Source organism: Peribacillus sp. 05N428, from assembly GCF_056397085.1.
Window position 1 is genome coordinate 52,380 of sequence record NZ_JBFTMS010000001.1, and the last position, 18,284, is coordinate 70,663.

At 39.6% G+C, this 18,284-nt stretch carries 13 protein-coding genes and 2 pseudogenes; 12 read left to right on the plus strand and 3 right to left on the minus strand.

Annotated features, from left to right (window positions below; all coding sequences use genetic code 11):
• Positions 1 to 42 precede the first annotated feature (42 nt).
• Entirely contained in the window at positions 43 to 948 is a 906-nt protein-coding gene (locus AC1DIV_RS00220) for a LysR family transcriptional regulator (RefSeq protein ID WP_340876118.1), read from the minus strand.
• 144 nt (positions 949 to 1,092) lie between these two features.
• Between AC1DIV_RS00220 and AC1DIV_RS00225 the strand changes: the two genes are divergently transcribed.
• The 12 genes and pseudogenes from AC1DIV_RS00225 (at position 1,093) to AC1DIV_RS00280 (ending at position 16,108) form a co-directional block, all read left to right on the plus strand.
• Complete coding sequence (locus tag AC1DIV_RS00225; protein WP_340876120.1) at positions 1,093 to 1,881, plus strand: SDR family NAD(P)-dependent oxidoreductase; 789 nt, start codon at positions 1,093 to 1,095, stop codon at positions 1,879 to 1,881.
• A 176-nt stretch (positions 1,882 to 2,057) separates the two neighbouring features.
• On the plus strand, positions 2,058 to 2,534 hold the full coding sequence (locus AC1DIV_RS00230; protein WP_340876122.1) for a 2,4'-dihydroxyacetophenone dioxygenase family protein: 477 nt from the start codon (positions 2,058 to 2,060) through the stop codon (positions 2,532 to 2,534).
• Between the two features lie 220 nt (positions 2,535 to 2,754).
• The gene (locus AC1DIV_RS00235) at positions 2,755 to 3,546 is read left to right on the plus strand and encodes an SDR family NAD(P)-dependent oxidoreductase (protein WP_340876123.1); all 792 of its coding nucleotides are present in this window, start codon (positions 2,755 to 2,757) and stop codon (positions 3,544 to 3,546) included.
• Between the two features lie 128 nt (positions 3,547 to 3,674).
• On the plus strand, positions 3,675 to 4,817 hold the full coding sequence (locus AC1DIV_RS00240) for an acyl-CoA dehydrogenase (protein ID WP_340876124.1): 1,143 nt from the start codon (positions 3,675 to 3,677) through the stop codon (positions 4,815 to 4,817).
• A 490-nt stretch (positions 4,818 to 5,307) separates the two neighbouring features.
• Positions 5,308 to 5,541, plus strand: a pseudogene (locus AC1DIV_RS00245) (electron transfer flavoprotein subunit alpha/FixB family protein); the annotation flags it as partial.
• Positions 5,542 to 5,657: 116 nt separating this feature from the next.
• Positions 5,658 to 7,013: an acetyl-CoA carboxylase biotin carboxylase subunit gene (gene accC / locus AC1DIV_RS00250; protein ID WP_340876126.1), complete on the plus strand. Its 1,356-nt coding sequence runs from the start codon at positions 5,658 to 5,660 to the stop codon at positions 7,011 to 7,013.
• A gap of 175 nt (positions 7,014 to 7,188) precedes the next feature.
• The gene (gene accB / locus AC1DIV_RS00255) at positions 7,189 to 7,680 is read left to right on the plus strand and encodes an acetyl-CoA carboxylase biotin carboxyl carrier protein (protein WP_340876127.1); all 492 of its coding nucleotides are present in this window, start codon (positions 7,189 to 7,191) and stop codon (positions 7,678 to 7,680) included.
• Positions 7,681 to 7,718: 38 nt separating this feature from the next.
• Complete coding sequence (locus tag AC1DIV_RS00260; RefSeq protein WP_340876128.1) at positions 7,719 to 9,269, plus strand: acyl-CoA carboxylase subunit beta; 1,551 nt, start codon at positions 7,719 to 7,721, stop codon at positions 9,267 to 9,269.
• Positions 9,270 to 9,412: 143 nt separating this feature from the next.
• Positions 9,413 to 11,509 carry a methylmalonyl-CoA mutase family protein gene (locus AC1DIV_RS00265; RefSeq protein WP_477575595.1) on the plus strand — a complete coding sequence of 699 codons (2,097 nt, stop codon included), beginning with the start codon at positions 9,413 to 9,415 and terminating at the stop codon, positions 11,507 to 11,509.
• On the plus strand, positions 11,506 to 13,635 hold the full coding sequence (gene scpA, locus AC1DIV_RS00270) for a methylmalonyl-CoA mutase (protein WP_445670116.1): 2,130 nt from the start codon (positions 11,506 to 11,508) through the stop codon (positions 13,633 to 13,635). The genes AC1DIV_RS00265 and scpA overlap by 4 nt, the downstream gene beginning before the upstream one ends.
• Before the next feature lie 38 nt (positions 13,636 to 13,673).
• Positions 13,674 to 14,708 (plus strand): annotated as a pseudogene (meaB, locus tag AC1DIV_RS00275) (methylmalonyl Co-A mutase-associated GTPase MeaB).
• Positions 14,709 to 14,923: 215 nt separating this feature from the next.
• Positions 14,924 to 16,108 (plus strand): acetyl-CoA C-acetyltransferase, encoded by a 1,185-nt coding sequence (locus AC1DIV_RS00280; protein ID WP_340876131.1) that lies wholly within the window; start codon positions 14,924 to 14,926, stop codon positions 16,106 to 16,108.
• A 474-nt stretch (positions 16,109 to 16,582) separates the two neighbouring features.
• Here AC1DIV_RS00280 and AC1DIV_RS00285 read toward each other — a convergent pair whose 3' ends face one another.
• Positions 16,583 to 16,759, minus strand: coding sequence for a hypothetical protein (locus tag AC1DIV_RS00285; protein WP_158226102.1), 177 nt, complete (start codon positions 16,757 to 16,759; stop codon positions 16,583 to 16,585).
• Positions 16,760 to 17,142: 383 nt separating this feature from the next.
• Entirely contained in the window at positions 17,143 to 18,183 is a 1,041-nt protein-coding gene (locus AC1DIV_RS00290; protein ID WP_445670117.1) for a YeiH family protein, read from the minus strand.
• Between the last annotated feature and the right edge of the window lie 101 nt (positions 18,184 to 18,284).

Consider the following 18,284-nt stretch of genomic DNA (forward strand, 5'->3'; position numbering starts at 1 on the left):
TTTCGCCACCTTGAGACGAAGAGCCTTCTCTTTTTTTCTTTTTTAATTCTTAATGATTTCTGATTTTAAATAATGAATATATTTGTTGGCAAAACTGGACAAATGTTTATTCTCTGAACGAACTAATCCTAAAGAAATATTTACAGTCGGGTGATACACCAAATCAATTGGAACGATATCGCCATTAATGATAAGGGGATAGTTTTTCATTACGAAATCAGGAGCAAATGTAATTGCCAAATTTTCATTGACTGCTTGGAGAACTCCATCCATATTATTTGAAGTAAATAAGATTTTCAAGGGCTTATATTTATGAAAGAATTCTTGTACAAAATACTGCATAAATTCACCCTTATATGTCACGAGAGTTTGATCAAGTATATCATGCGGAGTTATAGTACCAAGGATGGCTAAGGGAGAATGCTTAGAAACATATACTTTCTGCTTCCCTTCAATTAATGCTTCAAAAGCTATTCCTTCCATGTTTATGTTCAAATCACTTGAATACGTAATCAGTCCAATGTCAGTCTTGTGCTGTCGAACATCTTTAATTACAGCAGATCCACTTTTATCGGAAACCTCCAAATTTACGTACGGATAATCATGTCTAAACGATGCTATCGCTTTTACCAGGAACGTCATCAATCCAGGTAATGACGAAATTTTTAGTTCCCCCACTTCCGTGGAATTCAATAAGTTAGCAGTCTCTTTTATTTCCTCAAGTTTTTTTTGTACTTCATATGCGAGTTTCAGAATGATTCTTCCTTCATCGGTTGGGACAGCGCCGTGTCCCCGTGACCGCTTAAGAACTTTAATCCCCAACTCCTTTTCCAAGTTAGTTATGGACTGGCTGATGTTGGATTGAGTCACATGTAGATTCTGTGCTGCGATAGACAGAGAATTGTATTTTGCGACTTCTACGATATATAGTAATTGTTCAATATTCATGACTGTTCTCCTTTTTTAAATATTAGTAATACTTACTTACCACATTAAAATCTTTAATTTTATTTAATTATAATTTATTAGTATAATCAATATCAATAATATTTTAAAATCTTTGAATATTCAAAAAACAGGAGGAGAACTAGAATGTCATTGAACCAATTGTTTGATTTAAATGGTAAGACAGCAATCGTGACCGGAGGCGGCAGCGGATTAGGTCGTGTAATGGCACTGGCTTTGGCAGAAGCCGGAGCAAACGTTGTTGTATGTTCACGGCGTTTAGAGGTTTGCGAAGCAGTTGTAAAGGAAATCGAGGCGTTAGGAAGACAGGCACTTGGTCTATCATTGGATGTCACGGATCGGGAATCTGTCGTTCAAGGTGTAGAGAAAGCGATTTCTCATTTTGGGAAAATCGAAATTTTAGTCAACAACAGCGGAACAGTTTTTGAGTCTCCTGCTACGGATATGCCTTTAGAACAATGGCAAGCTATGCTGGATACAAATGTGACAGGAACATTCTTGATGTGTCAGGCAGTTGGAAAACATATGATTAATAACGAATACGGTAAAATCATTAATATTTCTTCAAGTATCGGCTTTAAAGGAGTTGACCCGGAAGCTGTGGATTCTGTTGGATATACAACCAGTAAGGGTGCAGTCATGACTTTAACGAAGGATCTAGCAGTTAAGTGGGGCCGGCATGGGGTGTATGTAAATTCAATTGCTCCTGGAGTTTTCACTACAGGAATGAATAACCCAGAAATACCGGGAACACTTGTACACAAAGCAGGTCCTTTCATTGCCTCACAAGTTCCTGTTAGAAGATTAGGCAGTGACAATGATTTGGTAGGTGCACTCCTATACTTTGCTTCAGCAGCATCTGATTATTGTACTGGACATATTTTGACTCTTGATGGTGGACTTGGGGCTAAGTAAACATTTGGTTGCGTAAATTAACCATACTTAATTGCGATTAAAAAATAACGATTTTACTTAATTCGCAATTATGATTATACTGAATTCAATAATCTTGGACTATTTAATTTGCTTGTTAATGAAAGCGAAAACAATAAGCGAATTTAATAAATATTAATTGAAAGAGGGGATTTTAAGTGAGTAATTTAAAAGATGTAAAAGAAGTAGAAGTATTTCATGCAGGTAATGTTAGCGTAGATGAATTGCCTTGGATTCCATATTTTGGAGATGCGAAATTTAAATTGCTAAAAGCCAACCCTGTTACAGGACAGACGGTTACGTTATTAAGTGTTCCTGCGAAAATGCAGCTTCCGGCCCATTTCCATCCTGGAACAGTCATTGTTTATACCGTCCAAGGGACTTGGAGATATCTCGAGGAGCCTTGGATCTCCAAACCTGGTGACATGGTTTATGAGCCTGCAGGCTCCAAACATACGCCGATAGCAGTAGGGGATGAAGATGTTATCACCTTCAATATTGTAGAAGGAACATTAGACTATTTGGGTGAAGAAGGAGAAATTGTTGCCAGAGACAATTGGGAAACATTCCTGAAAAGATACTATGAACATTGCGCGGCTGAAGCAATTGAACCTATTGATGTGACTAAATTTTGATAGTTGGATTTTTAAAAAAAGGAGAAGCCCGGCGTCCACATGACGAAGAGGCTTCTCCTTTTCTAGGCTTTTTCTTTAAATATTAATAATAATAATTTATACATTAATATTTTTAATTTTATTTAATTAAAACTTATAAGTATAATCATTAACGTAATAATATTTAAAAATTCCCAATATTCTTATTTAACAGATAATTCAGTTAGGAGGAATAATGATAATGACAGCAGAGACGGTTTTGATTACTGGTGCTACAAAAGGGATTGGATATGAATTCACAAAAGTTTTTGCAGAGCAATGTTACAACTTGGTATTAGTTGCCAGAGATTCGGTGTTGTTGGACCAACAAGCCGAGAGTTTAAAAAAGGAATATGGCGTGCAAGTGAATACTTTTGCCGGCGATTTGAGCAGTTATACAGCGGTAGAGGGCTTGTATCGATACTTGAAAAGCGAAGGAATCGACATTGATATTTTGATTAATAATGCTGGAGCTGGCGGATTAGGGTTGATGACGGAATTGGATATTAAAAAAGAAATGGAATACCTGCAGCTCAACATGATCTCTCTCTCGTATTTGACTAGACTTATTGCGGATGACATGGTGAAACGAAAGCAAGGTAAAATTTTAAACGTGGCTTCAACAGCAGCTTTTCAGCCAACCCCACGGATGTCGATGTATGGGGCCAGCAAATCTTACGTCTTATTCTTTACGGAAGCAATTGCGGAAGAACTTAAAGGAACCGGAGTTCAAGCTTCTGTATTATGTCCCCCTTCAACCAAAACGCCGCTTACGCAAGGGTTGGCTTCAACAAGAACAAAAATTTTCATTAAGAACTTAATAGAACCTCAAGTTGTTGCCAAGTGCGGATATGATGGGTTAATGAAGAATAAAACTGTGATCATTCCAGGCTTTAAAAATAAACTCATGGCTAAATCTGTGGGATTGCTGCCAAGGAAATGGGTAACCATCTATTCCCGGAAGCTTATCGAACAAAAAGTTAAACAACATTAAAGCCCTATCCTAGAAAGGGTTGGAGTTTTAAAAAGTATTATCTTTAGACTTACGATGGCAAATGGCTTACAAAGTTTTTCAAAAGATATCATGTTTGGAATAATAAAAATCAAAAAAGGGGGCTAATAATGAATTTTTTATTATCTAAGGAACATCAGATGATGCAAAAAATGGTGCGAGAGTTTGCTCTAAACGAATGTGAACCTACTGCTGCTCAACGTGATGAAGAGGAATACTTTGATATCAAGATTTGGCACAAGATGGCGGAACTTGGTTTATGCGGCATTCCTTGGCCAGAAGAGTACGGCGGTGCAGGTGCCGATTACTTGAGTTATGTGATCTCGGTGGAGGAATTGTCTCGAGTTGACGCTTCAATTGGGACCGCACTTTCCGCACATACATCGTTAGCTGGATGGCCGGTTTACAAGTTTGGAACGGAACATCAAAAGCAAAAATATTTACGGGCAATGGCGGAAGGAAAAAACATTGGTGCGTATTGCTTGACGGAATCTGGATCCGGATCTGATGCCAGTGGAATGAGAACAACAGCCGTTCTAGACGGAGATGAATGGGTCTTGAACGGATCGAAGATCTTTATCACCAACGGAGGCTATGCCGACACTTACATCGTTTTCGCACAGACCAACTCGGCACTAAAGCATAAAGGCATTTCTGCGTTTATTGTGGAAAAGGGCTTCCCAGGTTTCTCGGTAGGAAAGAAGGAAAAAAAGCTAGGCATTCGCTCTTCCTCCACGACAGAGGTCATTTTTGAGGACTGCCGCGTTCCAATGGACAATCTTTTGGGCCAAGTGGGTGAAGGGTTCCAGATTGCCATGATGACTCTCGACGGCGGTCGGAACGGAATTGCTTCCCAAGCTGTTGGAATCGCTCAAGGAGCATTTGATAATGCTGTCGCATTTGCAAAGGATCGCGTCCAATTCGGAAAACCGATTAGCTCACTTCAGGCTATTCAATTCAAATTAGCCGATATGGCCACAAAAATCGAAGCTGCCCGTTTATTGACGTATCAGGCAGCATGGCGTGAGGATCAAGGAATTCCTTACGGACTTCACTCTGCCATGTCCAAACTTTTTGCTGGAGACACCGCCATGGAAGTTGCGGTGGAGGCTGTTCAAGTATTCGGCGGATATGGATACACAAGGGAATACCCTGTAGAACGATTTATGAGAGATGCTAAAATCACCCAAATCTATGAAGGGACTCAAGAGATTCAGCGTCTAGTTATTGCCGGAAATCTGCTTAAAGCATAGAAAAAGCTCAAAATTAACCAATTAAAAACCGGCAAATGGGCTTGCAAACGTGAAAGATTTACTTGTGCTCGAGTTAGAGCCTTGCAGCATGGCAGTGTAAAAAGGAAAAATAAAAAAATTGATGATTGCAATAGGGGATGAAAACCCCATTTTTCTGCAGCTTGGAGTCAGCTAAGGATGCCGGTTATGATGGTACTCCTGTTCCGCTCACTTTCTTGCAAATCATTTATTACCATGGCAGTTATGATTTGAAGAAAAATGGAGGTTTGTTGGCAAAGTGGTAGAGAAAAAGGGCTGATAAAGTAGTTGTGGGTGAAGTACAGGTATAAAACAGTGAAGGTGACATAAAAGTCTTTGGAATTTTTGAAGCGGTTTTGCCATGAAGCGATTTGTAAATCCAACCTTATAGCTCGTTGCCGACCCTAATTGATAGAACACAACCGCTTGAGGAATTGGGGGATGTGCAGGTGCTGAATATTGAGATTATTAACTTCAAATCGGACAGACTTGAAAAGTCGTAATCCTTGATTTGTCCATTGCTTACGGAAATTCAGGTGCCACTCAGCATTTAGCCGTGGTATCTAACTCTAAAGTTCTCGCTGCGATTAACAAAGATCCCGAAGCCTAAATTTTACAAGTAGCGGACTGCGGTATTGTGGGGGATTTGTTTGAGTTGATTCCGCTTCTAACGAGAGAAATTAGAAAAGTATTAGTAAATTCTTAAACAGATCTGGAATAGAACATGTATTACTCCTGATTAATAAGTGAATCTCTTCTCAATAAAAATTCTGCTATCAATGGAATAATTGATAGACAACACTTTTGGAAAGGAAACTGGATATGTTTAAAAAGGTTCTTATTGCTAATCGAGGAGAAATTGCTGTCCGTGTCATTAGGGCGTGTAAGGAAATGGGGATATCTACGGTCGCTGTATATTCTGAAGCAGATCGTGAAGCTTTGCATGTACGTCTAGCAGATGAAGCCTATTGCATTGGACCACACCTTTCATCCAAGAGCTACTTGAATATGACAAATTTGTTAATAGTTGCTCAAGTATCACATGCAGATGCTATCCATCCTGGCTACGGATTTTTAGCAGAAAGTGCGGAGTTTGCCAATATATGTATTGAAAACGATATCATTTTTATTGGACCATCACCTGAGGCAATCAGTAAGATGGGGGCGAAAGCGGTAGCGAGGGAAACGATGGAAGCCGCTGGCGTACCAATTGTTCCAGGTACGGATGGGATTATTGAAGACATTGAGGAAGCTGAGTTTATTGCAAGAAGTATCGGGTATCCCGTTATTGTTAAAGCCACTGCTGGTGGTGGTGGAAAAGGGATGCGAGTCGCTGAATGCGAGGAAGAATTAAAAAAAGCAATTTCAATGGCACAGCAAGAAGCAGCTACTGCTTTTGGTAATGCAGGTGTTTATTTAGAAAAGTACATTGAAGAGCCTCGACACATTGAAATCCAAATTATGGGTGATTCCTTTGGCAATGTCGTGCATTTAGGTGAACGTGATTGCTCAATCCAGAGACGTCATCAAAAGCTAATTGAAGAAGCGCCATCCCCTGCACTTGATGAAGAACTAAGGACGAAAATGGGTGAGGCGGCATTAAAAGCCGCGAAGGCCGTACAATATTCAGGTGCAGGGACGATTGAATTTTTACTAGATAAACATAAAAACTTTTACTTTATGGAAATGAATACCCGTATTCAAGTTGAACACCCAGTTACAGAACTTATAACAGGAGTAGACCTAATCAAAGAACAATTACTAGTTGCTTCAGGTCATAGGCTATCTGTCAAACAAGAAGATATTCATATCAATGGCTGGGCCATCGAATGCCGGATTAATGCAGAAAATCCTGATAAAAACTTTATGCCATCCCCTGGGAAAATTCGATTATACCTACCTCCAGGTGGATTTGGAATCCGAGTCGATAGCGCAGTTTATCCAGAATATACGATTTCACCATTTTATGATTCGATGATTGCCAAATTAATCGTACATGGAAAGAATCGGGAAGAAGCAATTGCAAGGATGAAGCGAGCCTTAAGCGAGTTCGTAATTGAAGGAATTGATACAACAATCGCTTTCCACCTTCGCTTATTAGAACATCGGGATTTTAAAGCTGGTAATTTTAACACGGAATTTTTAGAGATGAATGATTTAACGGCTTCCACTAAGTAACTAGAGGTGATTTGAAGTATTCAGTAGCACTAGATTATTTAGTAAAGTGAAGAGGTAATGGTGGAAAAACAATTTTTGGGAATTGTTGATGAGAATGACCGGATAATCGGGACTGAGAAATCTGAAATGAGTAAGAAAAAATAACAGAAAATAAATTATAGAAGGAGTTTTTATTATGTTTAAAATGAATGACATTAAAGAATTAATTCGGGCAGTGGACCGTTCTTCAATTGGAGAATTAACGATTAAAGGTGAAAATGAGCAGCAAATATCGATTAGTAAACAAGTGAATGTCGGACAAGTAACGCTTATCGAAGAAACACAAGTCCCAGCGACTATTCCTGTTGCACCTGTGAAAGTTGAAGCCGCCCCCATTCAAAAGCAGGAAGGAATACAAACACCATCGACAACTACTGAGGAAACATCGGTTCATAAAATTATTTCCCCAATGGTGGGAACATTTTATGCGGCTCCATCACCTGATTCTGATGTCTATGTAAGAGTGGGAGATCAAATAAAGGAAGACACAGTGCTATGTATTGTGGAAGCCATGAAGCTTATGAATGAGCTGGAAGCGGAAGTTAGTGGTGAAATTGTTGAAATCTTTGTGGAAAGCGGTCAGGTTGTTGAATATGGTCAGCCCTTGTTCCTCGTAAAAACAGCATAAGCAATAAAATTTAAACATGATAGGAGAGGACTCACAGCATGGATATGTTCGATAAAATCGAGATTATGGAAGAGCGACGGGAAAAAGTGAAGCTGGGGGGCGGTTATACACGGATTGATGCCCAGCATGAACGCGGGAAGCTTACTGCTAGAGAGCGTATCGAAATATTAGTGGATGAAGGAACATTTGTTGAAATAAACCCATTCATAGAAAATCGCGGCCTTGAATATGGATCAAGTGAGGCTCCTGGAGAAGGGGTTGTTACAGGATACGGTAAGGTTGGTGGGTGCCTCATTTTCCTTTTTGCTCAAGATTTTACTGTTTTCGGTGGAGCCCTTGGCGAAATGCATGCGACGAAGATTACCAAAATCATGGATTTAGCAGCAGAAAATGGAGCACCTATAGTCGGGTTAAATGACTCAGGTGGAGCACGAATTCAAGAAGGTGTTTTATCACTAGACGGATATGGACACATTTTCTATCGAAACTCCATTTATTCAGGCGTAATCCCACAAATATCCGTGATTATGGGACCCTGTGCCGGGGGGGCTGTTTATTCTCCTGCGATTACAGATTTCGTTTTCATGGTAGAAAAAACAAGTCAAATGTTTATTACAGGTCCAAAGGTAATTGAGTCGGTAACGGGAGCAAAAATTAATAGTGAGGATCTAGGTGGCGCGTCCGTTCATTCCACAATAAGTGGAAATGCCCATTTTACTGGACCAACAGAAGAAGATGTATTAAACCAAGTCAGGAGATTAATTGGCTACTTGCCATCAAACTATGAAGAAAAGCCACCTTACAAAGAGCCAGTAAATAAAATTCCTTTAGCTGAAAGAATCGATGAACTACTTGATGTTGTCCCGATTGATGGAACGAAGGTTTATGACGTGCGTAAGGTGATTCATTTAATTGTCGATGATCAAAATTTCATGGAAGTTCAGCCGAAATTCGCTAAAAACATTGTCGTTGGCTTTGGCCGTATAAACGGCGATACAGTCGGTATTATCGCAAATAATCCGAAGATGATGGCTGGTGGACTTGATATTGATTCATCTGACAAATGTGCTCGCTTTATCCGATTCTGTGATTGCTTTAAGATTCCTCTAATTACATTTGAAGACGTGAGTGGGTTTATCCCAGGAATTCAACAAGAGCATGGCGGGATAATCCGGCATGGAGCGAAAATTTTATATGCCTATTCGGAAGCTATGGTTCCCAAAATTACCGTGATTCTTCGAAAAGCATATGGTGGGGCTTACGTTGCCTTAAACAGTAAAGCAATCGGGGCAGACTTAGTATTTGCTTGGCCTAATGCAGAAATTGCGGTTATGGGACCAGCTGGAGCGGCCAATATCATTTTTGCAAAAGAGATTAGTGAAAGTATAGATCCGGAGGCCTTTAGGCAAGAAAAAATAAATGAATATCGCGAACGCTTTGCCAATCCTTACGTCGCATCAGCTAATGGCATTGTTGATGATGTAATTGACCCGAGGGATACGAGAAAAAGTATCGCTAGTGCATTGGAAATGCTAAAAAACAAGAAGAAAGCATTACCTAAGAAAAGGCATGGAAATATCCCTTTATAAATCTTTTCTTTAATAGGTTATGAACTACCTATATTAATAGAAGAAAAACGTGTAAAGACGACAAATGAAAAAAACGCCTACCGTTAAATGGTTTAGAAGGGAGAGAGCGATAGCATGGTGATTGATGCTTACCGCAACTTAAAATGGATAAAAAATTAGTGGACCAATTTTCAGAATTTGAGATCCCAAGTTATGAACAGTGGCGTGACCTAACAGAAAAATCTTTAAAAGGAGCTTCTTTTGAAAAAAGACTCATTACAGAAACATATGAAGGAATTTTACTTCAGCCGATGTATCGAAAGGAGGATGCCGCCAATCTTCCCTTTCTGCAGTCTTTGCCAGATATGGCTCCTTTTACTCGCGGCACTAAAACGCTTATAGATGGATGGGAAATCAATCAGGAAATCAATGTTGGAATACCTACTTCTTTTAATAAAGTAGCACGGCATGACCTTAGCAAGGGTCAAACCTCATTAAATATTGTCCTTGATACACCAACGAAACGTGGAATAAATGCGAGTGAAGCTACTTCAGAAGTAGGGAAAGCAGGACTATCGATTTCAGGGGTAACCGATATAGCCGATGCACTAAAAGATATTGACTTAAGTATAGTTCCTATTCACGTAGGTGCTGGGGCAAATTCATTGCCAATCCTTGCTTTGATTATCGCTCATCTAGAACAGTCCGGACGACAAGTGGAGGATTTACATGGGTGTATAGGAATGGATCCAATCTCGGAACTGGTAGCAAGTGGAACATTGGCTTACGAGTTGGAAGATTGTTATATATTGATGGCAGACATAACAAAATGGGCAAATGAGAATACCCCCCATTTACAAACAGTTCTAATCCATGGAAATGTCTATCATGACGGTGGAAGTAGTGCGGTTGAAGAATTAGCTTTTTCCTTATCAACAGGTGTTGGATATTTACAAGCACTAACTTCCCAAGGAATTGATATAAATAAAGCCGCCAGCAGTATTCGTTTTTCGTTCTCAATCGGATCCGGTTATTTTATGGAAATTGCCAAACTTCGGGCCGCAAGGACTCTTTGGGCCAGAATTGTAGAAACGTTTGGTGGGAATGAAGAAGCCCAGAAGATGACGATGCATGCCCGAACATCTGCATGGACAAAAACTGTTTTTGATCCCTATGTGAATATGCTGCGTGCTACAACAGAAGCATTTTCTGCAGCAGTCGGTGGAGCTGACAGCATTCATGTTAGTTGCTTTGATGAAGCGATTCAAAAGTCTACCGCTTTTTCGCGACGAATTGCACGGAATGCCTCCATTATTTTAAAAGAAGAAGCTCATATTGCGCAGACAATCGATCCAGCCGGTGGCTCTTGGTACGTAGAAGTACTGACAAATGAGGTGGCCAAAAAGGCATGGGAACTTTTCCAGGAAACAGAGCGAAAAGGTGGGATTATCCAGACATTAATAAAAGAATTCCCACAAAATGTGGTTCAACAAACAGCTTCAAAGCGAGTGAGGAACATCGCTCACCGAAAAGATATTTTCGTTGGCACCAATATGTATGTGAATTTGGCAGAAAAAGAGGTAGATTGGATAGCGTTAAATGAAACGCCCCAAATTAATGATCATATTAATCAAGTAGTTGGCCGAGCACATATATCGGTAGGAAGTTTATCCGTAAGCTCAAATAAAACAGAGACCGCGATCCGAGCAGCAAAACAAGGTGCATCGTTAGGTGAAATAGCCAAAGCAACAGGTAGGAAGTCAGAAGCTGCGGTTTGTGTTAAAGCAATCAAGCCAACCAGAGGTACACTTCAGTTTGAAGAACTTCGTCAATCCATTGATGAAATGGCACAGAAAACTGGAAAACGACCGATTATATTTCTAGCAAACTTAGGACCTATTTCAGATCATAAAGTGCGAGCAGATTTTGCTGCAGGATTTTTTGAAGTAGGTGGTTTCGATGTTATTCAAAACAATGGATTTGGTTCTATAAAAGAAGCAGCCGAGGCAGTCGTTGCGTCCATGGCAGATTTTGTAATCATTTGTGGAAAAGATGAAGACTATCAACAAGCTGCCATTCCACTTGCAATGTCTATAAAAAAAACAGATGCACAAATAACCGTATTATTAGCAGGAAAGCCTAGCGAAGTAGATGAAGTCAGATTTAAAGAGGCTGGAATAACTGAATTTGTTCATGTTGGCTCCAATTGCTATGACATATTAAGTCAACTTCTACAGAAGAAAGGTGTGGCTGTTTCATGACAAAACCAGATTTTACCCAAGTAGCATATACAGATGAAATAGAAGGAGAATTTAGCGAGTGGAGTAAACATGCCGAGAAAATTTCTGATATGCATTTTGATAATTTAGCTTTTCCGACTTATGAAAAAATTGATGTTAAACCTCTTTACACAAATATGGACACAATAGGAATGAATCATTTGGATTATATGGCAGGGATCGCACCATTCTTTCGAGGTCCCTACCTAGCTATGTATAAATCACAACCTTGGACGGTTCGTCAATATGCTGGCTTTTCTACGGCGGAAGAAAGTAATGCGTTTTACCGCAGAAACTTAGCTGCAGGACAAAAAGGGCTTTCGATCGCCTTTGATTTAGCTACACATCGTGGGTATGATTCGGATCATCCTAGAGTCGTTGGCGATGTGGGTAAAGCCGGCGTTGCCGTTGATTCCATACTAGACATGAAGATTTTGTTTGATGGAATTCCATTAGACCAAATGTCTGTTTCAATGACGATGAACGGAGCTGTCCTGCCAATCATGGCTTTTTACATCGTGGCTGCTGAAGAACAAGGAGTACCCCAAGAGAAGCTTTCTGGAACAATACAAAATGATATATTAAAAGAATATATGGTTCGTAATACGTACATTTATCCTCCAGAACCGTCAATGAAAATTATAGCAGATATCTTTGAATACACATCCAAGCATGTGCCGAAATTTAATTCAATTAGCATCTCCGGTTATCATATGCAAGAAGCGGGGGCTACGGCCGATATAGAGTTGGGCTATACCCTTGCAGATGGATTAGAGTATGTCAAAACAGGTTTAAAAGCAGGGATTGATATTGATCGATTTGCTCCACGTCTTTCCTTCTTCTGGGCAATCGGAATGAATTACTATATGGAAGTGGCTAAAATGCGCGCAGCTCGTTTAATTTGGGCGAAGCTAATGAAAAGGTTTTACCCGAAAAATGAAAAGTCGTTAGCACTTCGAACCCATTCGCAAACATCTGGATGGAGTTTAACAGAGCAAGACCCATTCAATAATGTTTCACGTACCTGTATTGAAGCGATGGCTGCTGCTCTTGGTCATACACAATCCCTGCATACGAACGCACTGGATGAGGCGATTGCCTTACCAACCGATTTTTCTGCCCGAATAGCTCGAAATACCCAATTATACCTTCAGGATGAAACGGGGTTAACCAACGTATTGGACCCATGGGGCGGCTCCTATTACGTAGAGTCACTTACGGCTGAATTACTTGAAAAAGCCTGGGAACATATTGAAGAAATCGAAGCACTTGGCGGAATGGCAAAAGCTATTGAAACAGGCCTGCCAAAGATGAGAATTGAAGAAGCAGCTGCTAGAAGACAGGCGCATATTGATTCTGGTAAAGAATCGATCATTGGAGTGAATAAATACCGTTTAGAAAAAGAGGATCCGCTTGAGATATTAGATATTGATAATACTGCTGTCCGTGAAGCGCAAATTCGCCGCTTAGAACAGCTCCGGGCGGAAAGAGATAAAGCAAAGGTAGAGGCAGCACTTCAAGCGATTACAAAAGCGGCTGAAACTGGAGAAGGCAACCTCTTAGAGCTAGCGGTAAATGCAGCTCGCGCTAGAGCGAGCCTAGGAGAAATTTCGAATGCATACGAACAAGTAGTAGGGAGACATAAAGCAATTATTCGTTCTATTAGCGGAGTGTACAGTGCAGACTTTGGGGAAGAGGAACAAGTGAAAATTGCCCGTGAAATGTCCGATCAATTTGAAGAGAATGAAGGCCGGCGCCCCCGGATTATGATTGCAAAGATGGGACAGGACGGACATGACCGTGGAGCTAAAGTGATTTCGACTGCATTTGCAGACCTTGGTTTTGATGTTGATATTGGTCCCTTATTCCAAATCCCAGAGGAAGCAGCCTTACAGGCCGTGGAAAATGATGTACATGTTCTAGGGATGAGCTCTCTTGCTGCTGGTCATAAAACATTACTTCCTCAAGTCGTGGAAGAGCTGAAGCGTTTAGGCCGTGAAGATATTGCCGTCGTGATTGGCGGTGTTATTCCTGCTCAAGATTACAGTTACTTAATAGAAAAAGGAGCAGTTGCCATATTTGGACCAGGAACGGTTAACAACAGGTGATAGAAGAATTAAATCGTCGCCTCGGATTGGTTACTTAAATGACAGAAAAAGAAAGCATTCAATCCAAACAACTCTTACCGTCAAGACGAATCCACCTTACGGTTGATGATTATGTGCAGGGTGTGATGAATGGAAATCGTGCAATTATTGCTCAAGCGATCACCTTAGTTGAAAGCAATTTACCCAAACACATGGAAATGGCACAAAAAGTGCTGAAAGAACTGATTCCATATACAGGGAAATCAATTCGAATCGGCTTTACAGGCGTTCCTGGGGCTGGTAAGAGCACGTTAATTGAATCCTTTGGTATGATGCTCTGTGAGCAAAATCACCGTGTAGCGGTTTTAGCCGTTGACCCAACTAGCAGTGTATTTAAAGGAAGTATTCTAGGTGACAAAACAAGAATGGAACATCTTTCTCGCCACCCACATGCATATGTTCGACCGTCACCGTCAAGCGGGACTTTAGGAGGGGTCACTAGAAAAAGCCGTGAAACCCTTCTTATTTGTGAGGCAGCAGGGTAAGACGTAATAATCGTCGAAACCATCGGAGTCGGCCAAAGTGAAATAACCGTCCGGTCCATGGTGGATTTTTTCCTAGTTATTATGCTGACTGGTGCAGGGGATGAGCTACAAGGAATGAAAAAAGGGGTGATGGAATTAGCTGATGCTATTTTCATTAATAAAGCGGATGGCGAAAACAAACAAGCTGCCATGAATGCAAAGGTGGAATACAATCGCCTCCTTCATTTCTTACAGCCAATTACCAAGGGTTGGGAAACCAAAGCATTTACTGTATCTGCCTTAACAGGGGAAGGCGTATCTCACATTTGGAAGGTCATTCAGAAATATAAACAAGTTACCAGTAGGAATGGATTCTTTGGAAAAAGAAGAAAAGAACAAATGATTGACTGGGTTCATTCTATGATAGAAGACCAATTAAAGGCGAGATTTTATGGTAATCCATCGATGAAAAAAAACATGACTAAAATGGAAGAATTGCTTTTTAACGGCCATACTTCTCCCACACTCGCAGTCCAACAATTATTCAACATTTATGATGAAAATGGCTAGGAAAAAGAAGGAATGGGTACGCAATCAATTGTACTCCTGCAACATTTATTTTGACGGTTAAAGTTAATTAACGGAACATTTAAAATATACAATATACCGTTGATTAATATCATGTCCGAACAATGGTATAAAGTCAGAAGGTAAAATAAAAATGGAAAAGATGTATTCGGTCCATCAAATCGAATCAAACAACCTTCAATAAAGGAGAATGAATTATGAGTCATGTTTATATTTTAGGTGGAGCCAGGACGCCATTCGGGAGTTTTGGAGGGGTATTAAAGGATGTTTCTGCCATCAATCTTGGAGTTATCGCAAGTAAAGGAGCCATTGAAAAAAGTAATATTTCAGTTGATGAGGTTGAGCATGTTTTTGCAGGGAATGTGATACATACTTCGAAAAATGCCTCCTATCTATCCAGGCATATTGCTTTGAAAGCTGGGGTTCCAATCGAGAGCCCCGCTTTAACTCTCAATCGTTTATGCGGTTCTGGATTGCAAGCGGTCGTATCGGCAGCTCAGTCGATTATTTTAAAGGATGCTGATGTCGCCCTAGCACTGGGCACCGAAAATATGAGCCAATCTCCTCACGTATTACGAGATGTCCGCTTTGGTACGGGTTTACAGGCTCCACAAATGGACGACATGCTTTGGGAGACTTTGAGCGATGAATATATAGGGTGTGGGATGGGAGTAACAGCGGAAACTCTTGCTGAAAAATATGAACTAACCCGAGACGATCAAGATAGTTTGGCTGTCCAATCACACCAAAAATCAGCAAAGGCCCAGCTGACGGGGCGATTTCAACAAGAGATTTCCCCTGTCACGATATTCACCAAAAAAGGAAAGGAAATAACCATTTTAGAAGATGAACATATTCGCCATAATGCTTCAATTGAAGCATTAGCGAAACTGAAACCAGCCTTTAAAAAGGATGGGACCGTAACGGCAGGTAATGCAAGTGGTATAAATGATGGGGCAGCTGCCTTAATACTTGGAAGTGAATCCTTCCTACAAAAAAATCACAATGTGAAACCACTGGCAAGAATCATATCCTGGGGGATTGCGGGGGTAGACCCAAATATTATGGGCATTGGACCAGTTCCTGCTAGTCAATTAGCTTTACGGAAAGTAGGACTCAATATTGAAGATATCGATTTGTTCGAAATCAATGAAGCATTCTCTGCCCAGTATCTTGCAGTAGAGAGAGAGCTTGGATTGAAACGGGAAAAAGTAAACGTCAATGGCGGAGCAATCGCATTAGGTCATCCAGTCGGGGCCAGTGGAGCTAGAATTATATATTCATTGGCCCAAGAGTTAAGGAATCGAGGAAAGAAATTTGGACTAGCCTCCCTCTGTATCGGAGGAGGACAAGGAATCTCAGTAATCATTGAGGCTCTATGAACATGTGAATAAAATAAAACGAGGTGATGGTTATGAATAGTTTACAGCTACAATTCAGAAATAAATTATTTGGAGCAGCCTCATAATTCTTAGATGAAAGGATAATGAGATTCTATGTTTCTAACAGGTCATATTTGCACCAGGATCTAATGGTAGGCCTAAAAGCTTAAAGGACCATCTCAGATGGTCCTTTAAGCTTTTAATAATCAAAGTTGATGATTTATACTCACATTATCCTTACAAATAGATTTAGGCTATTAGTTTGATTCCGCATTTGTGAGTTTTTATAGGTCTTTTGTCAAACAAGTATGGATAAGCATCTTTAAAATCATATAATTGATTTTTTTTGGAAGAGTTCGACATAAGATAACGACTCATCCTGAGTAGCCTTACTTATATTACTTAGATATGTCATCTATAGTAAGTTGATAAAACTTGTCTTACTAATAATTAATTTAGTGATTTTTTTTTGAATTAAAACAGATACCCATTTAAACCTGTGCCGAAAAGATCGAATTCAGGATCTTTTGACTGAGTTGTTGGAGGGGCGTCGTATCGCTCATTAGGAGAGTTGATAGCAGCTTCACCTTCAACTGACTCTACAGAGGTTTCACCATTCTCTTTATTCAATGGGTTTTCAATCATACTCATAATCATCTCCTTTTTTATCAGATTAACGAAATTATTAATTCACTAAATATTTTAATTTTATGCTAAAAAATATGACGACGGGATGCGGTGAAATGACCTGTTAAGACCTTGTATGCAACAAACAAGGAGTTACTCCCATTATCTAAGGTATACTTCAAGAAATCATGGTAAATTTTAATTCCAAAAATAGTGAAATAGCATTTAAATTTGAGTTAGTTGGGCAAAACCATACAGATATTATTCAAAATTCCAATAAGGAAAATTACGATATTGCTATGATCCATGAATCTTTAATGAGTTAAATAAAGAAAAAAATATTCGGTTTGAACATTTTCTGACGTATATGTATTGCAGTGTGTAAAAATTCACACTTTTATTCCTTGTTAAAGACTAATATACGATAACCATGATAAAAGAACTGATGTAATAATAATGGCAATAAGTGGACGTATTGCTTTTGTCCGTAATTCTTTCAAGCAAATATTTAATCCTAATCCAGTCATTGACATTGTTAACATAAAAGATGTGAAGTCTGATATATAAGACATCACTTTTTGTGATACTAATACCTTATTACCAATGATATAGCTTCCCACGAAACTCATAACGATAAAGCCAATTAAAAACCATGGAAACTCGAATCTTGCCTCCCCTTCCATTTTTCCTTTCTTTTTCATCCAAAGCATGAGGATAAAGCAAACCGGAATTAATAGGAATACTCGTGTAAGTTTGGCAAGTAATGCGTGAGCAAGAGCATCCTGTCCTGCCGGGGCAGCAGCTAATGCAACATGGCCTATCTCGTGCAGGCTGATTCCAACCCAATTTCCGTAGTTAATAGGACCAATTGATAAAAAAGGATATATTAACGTATAGATTATTGAAAACACTGTGCCGACTAATGCGATGATGCCTACTCCCATAGCCGTATCTTCATCTTTTGCTTTTATAATTGGCGATACGGCCGCGATGGCAGCCGCACCACAAATGCCTGTGCCGAGACTTAATAATAAAGAAAGATTAAAATCTGCCTTCAGCCATTTTGCAATGATCATAAGAACAGCAATTGAAAAAATGATCGTTATTGTCCCTCTTAGCAATAGGGGGAAACCCTGATGAAATATCACAATCATGTTAAGCTTTAAACCATAAAGTATGATGGCAAATCTCAATAGTATTTTTGATGAAAATTGAATACCAGTACGTAATTTTTGTGGATATCCAAAAACCTGTCTGTAAACCACAGCTAGTAAAATGGCACACGCAAGAGGACCAATATGATTTAGACCTGGCAACGCTGCCAAAATAAAACCTAACACAGCTATGATCAATGTAAAACCAATTCCAGAAATCAAAGAAACATTTAGCTTTTTTTTCGCTTTTTTTTGCTTATTTGGACTGGGAGTTATTAACGCTTTTTGTTCCAATCTTTTTCAACCCCTTAGTTGGATTATTTATAATTTATCGTAACTAATGTTTTACAATAAGGAAAATAAATGATTATTATAGTTATAATAAGTAAATACGA

What these genes read in the sequence shown, in the direction of transcription:
- AC1DIV_RS00220 (WP_340876118.1), bottom strand. Translation starts at nt 948, where the DNA reads ATGAATATTGAACAATTACTATATATCGTAGAAGTCGCAAAATACAAT.
- AC1DIV_RS00225 (WP_340876120.1), top strand. Translation starts at nt 1,093, where the DNA reads ATGTCATTGAACCAATTGTTTGATTTAAATGGTAAGACAGCAATCGTG.
- AC1DIV_RS00235 (WP_340876123.1), top strand. Translation starts at nt 2,755, where the DNA reads ATGACAGCAGAGACGGTTTTGATTACTGGTGCTACAAAAGGGATTGGA.
- AC1DIV_RS00240 (WP_340876124.1), top strand. Translation starts at nt 3,675, where the DNA reads ATGAATTTTTTATTATCTAAGGAACATCAGATGATGCAAAAAATGGTG.
- accC (WP_340876126.1), top strand. Translation starts at nt 5,658, where the DNA reads ATGTTTAAAAAGGTTCTTATTGCTAATCGAGGAGAAATTGCTGTCCGT.
- accB (WP_340876127.1), top strand. Translation starts at nt 7,189, where the DNA reads ATGTTTAAAATGAATGACATTAAAGAATTAATTCGGGCAGTGGACCGT.
- AC1DIV_RS00260 (WP_340876128.1), top strand. Translation starts at nt 7,719, where the DNA reads ATGGATATGTTCGATAAAATCGAGATTATGGAAGAGCGACGGGAAAAA.
- AC1DIV_RS00265 (WP_477575595.1), top strand. Translation starts at nt 9,413, where the DNA reads ATGGATAAAAAATTAGTGGACCAATTTTCAGAATTTGAGATCCCAAGT.
- scpA (WP_445670116.1), top strand. Translation starts at nt 11,506, where the DNA reads ATGACAAAACCAGATTTTACCCAAGTAGCATATACAGATGAAATAGAA.
- AC1DIV_RS00280 (WP_340876131.1), top strand. Translation starts at nt 14,924, where the DNA reads ATGAGTCATGTTTATATTTTAGGTGGAGCCAGGACGCCATTCGGGAGT.
- AC1DIV_RS00285 (WP_158226102.1), bottom strand. Translation starts at nt 16,759, where the DNA reads ATGAGTATGATTGAAAACCCATTGAATAAAGAGAATGGTGAAACCTCT.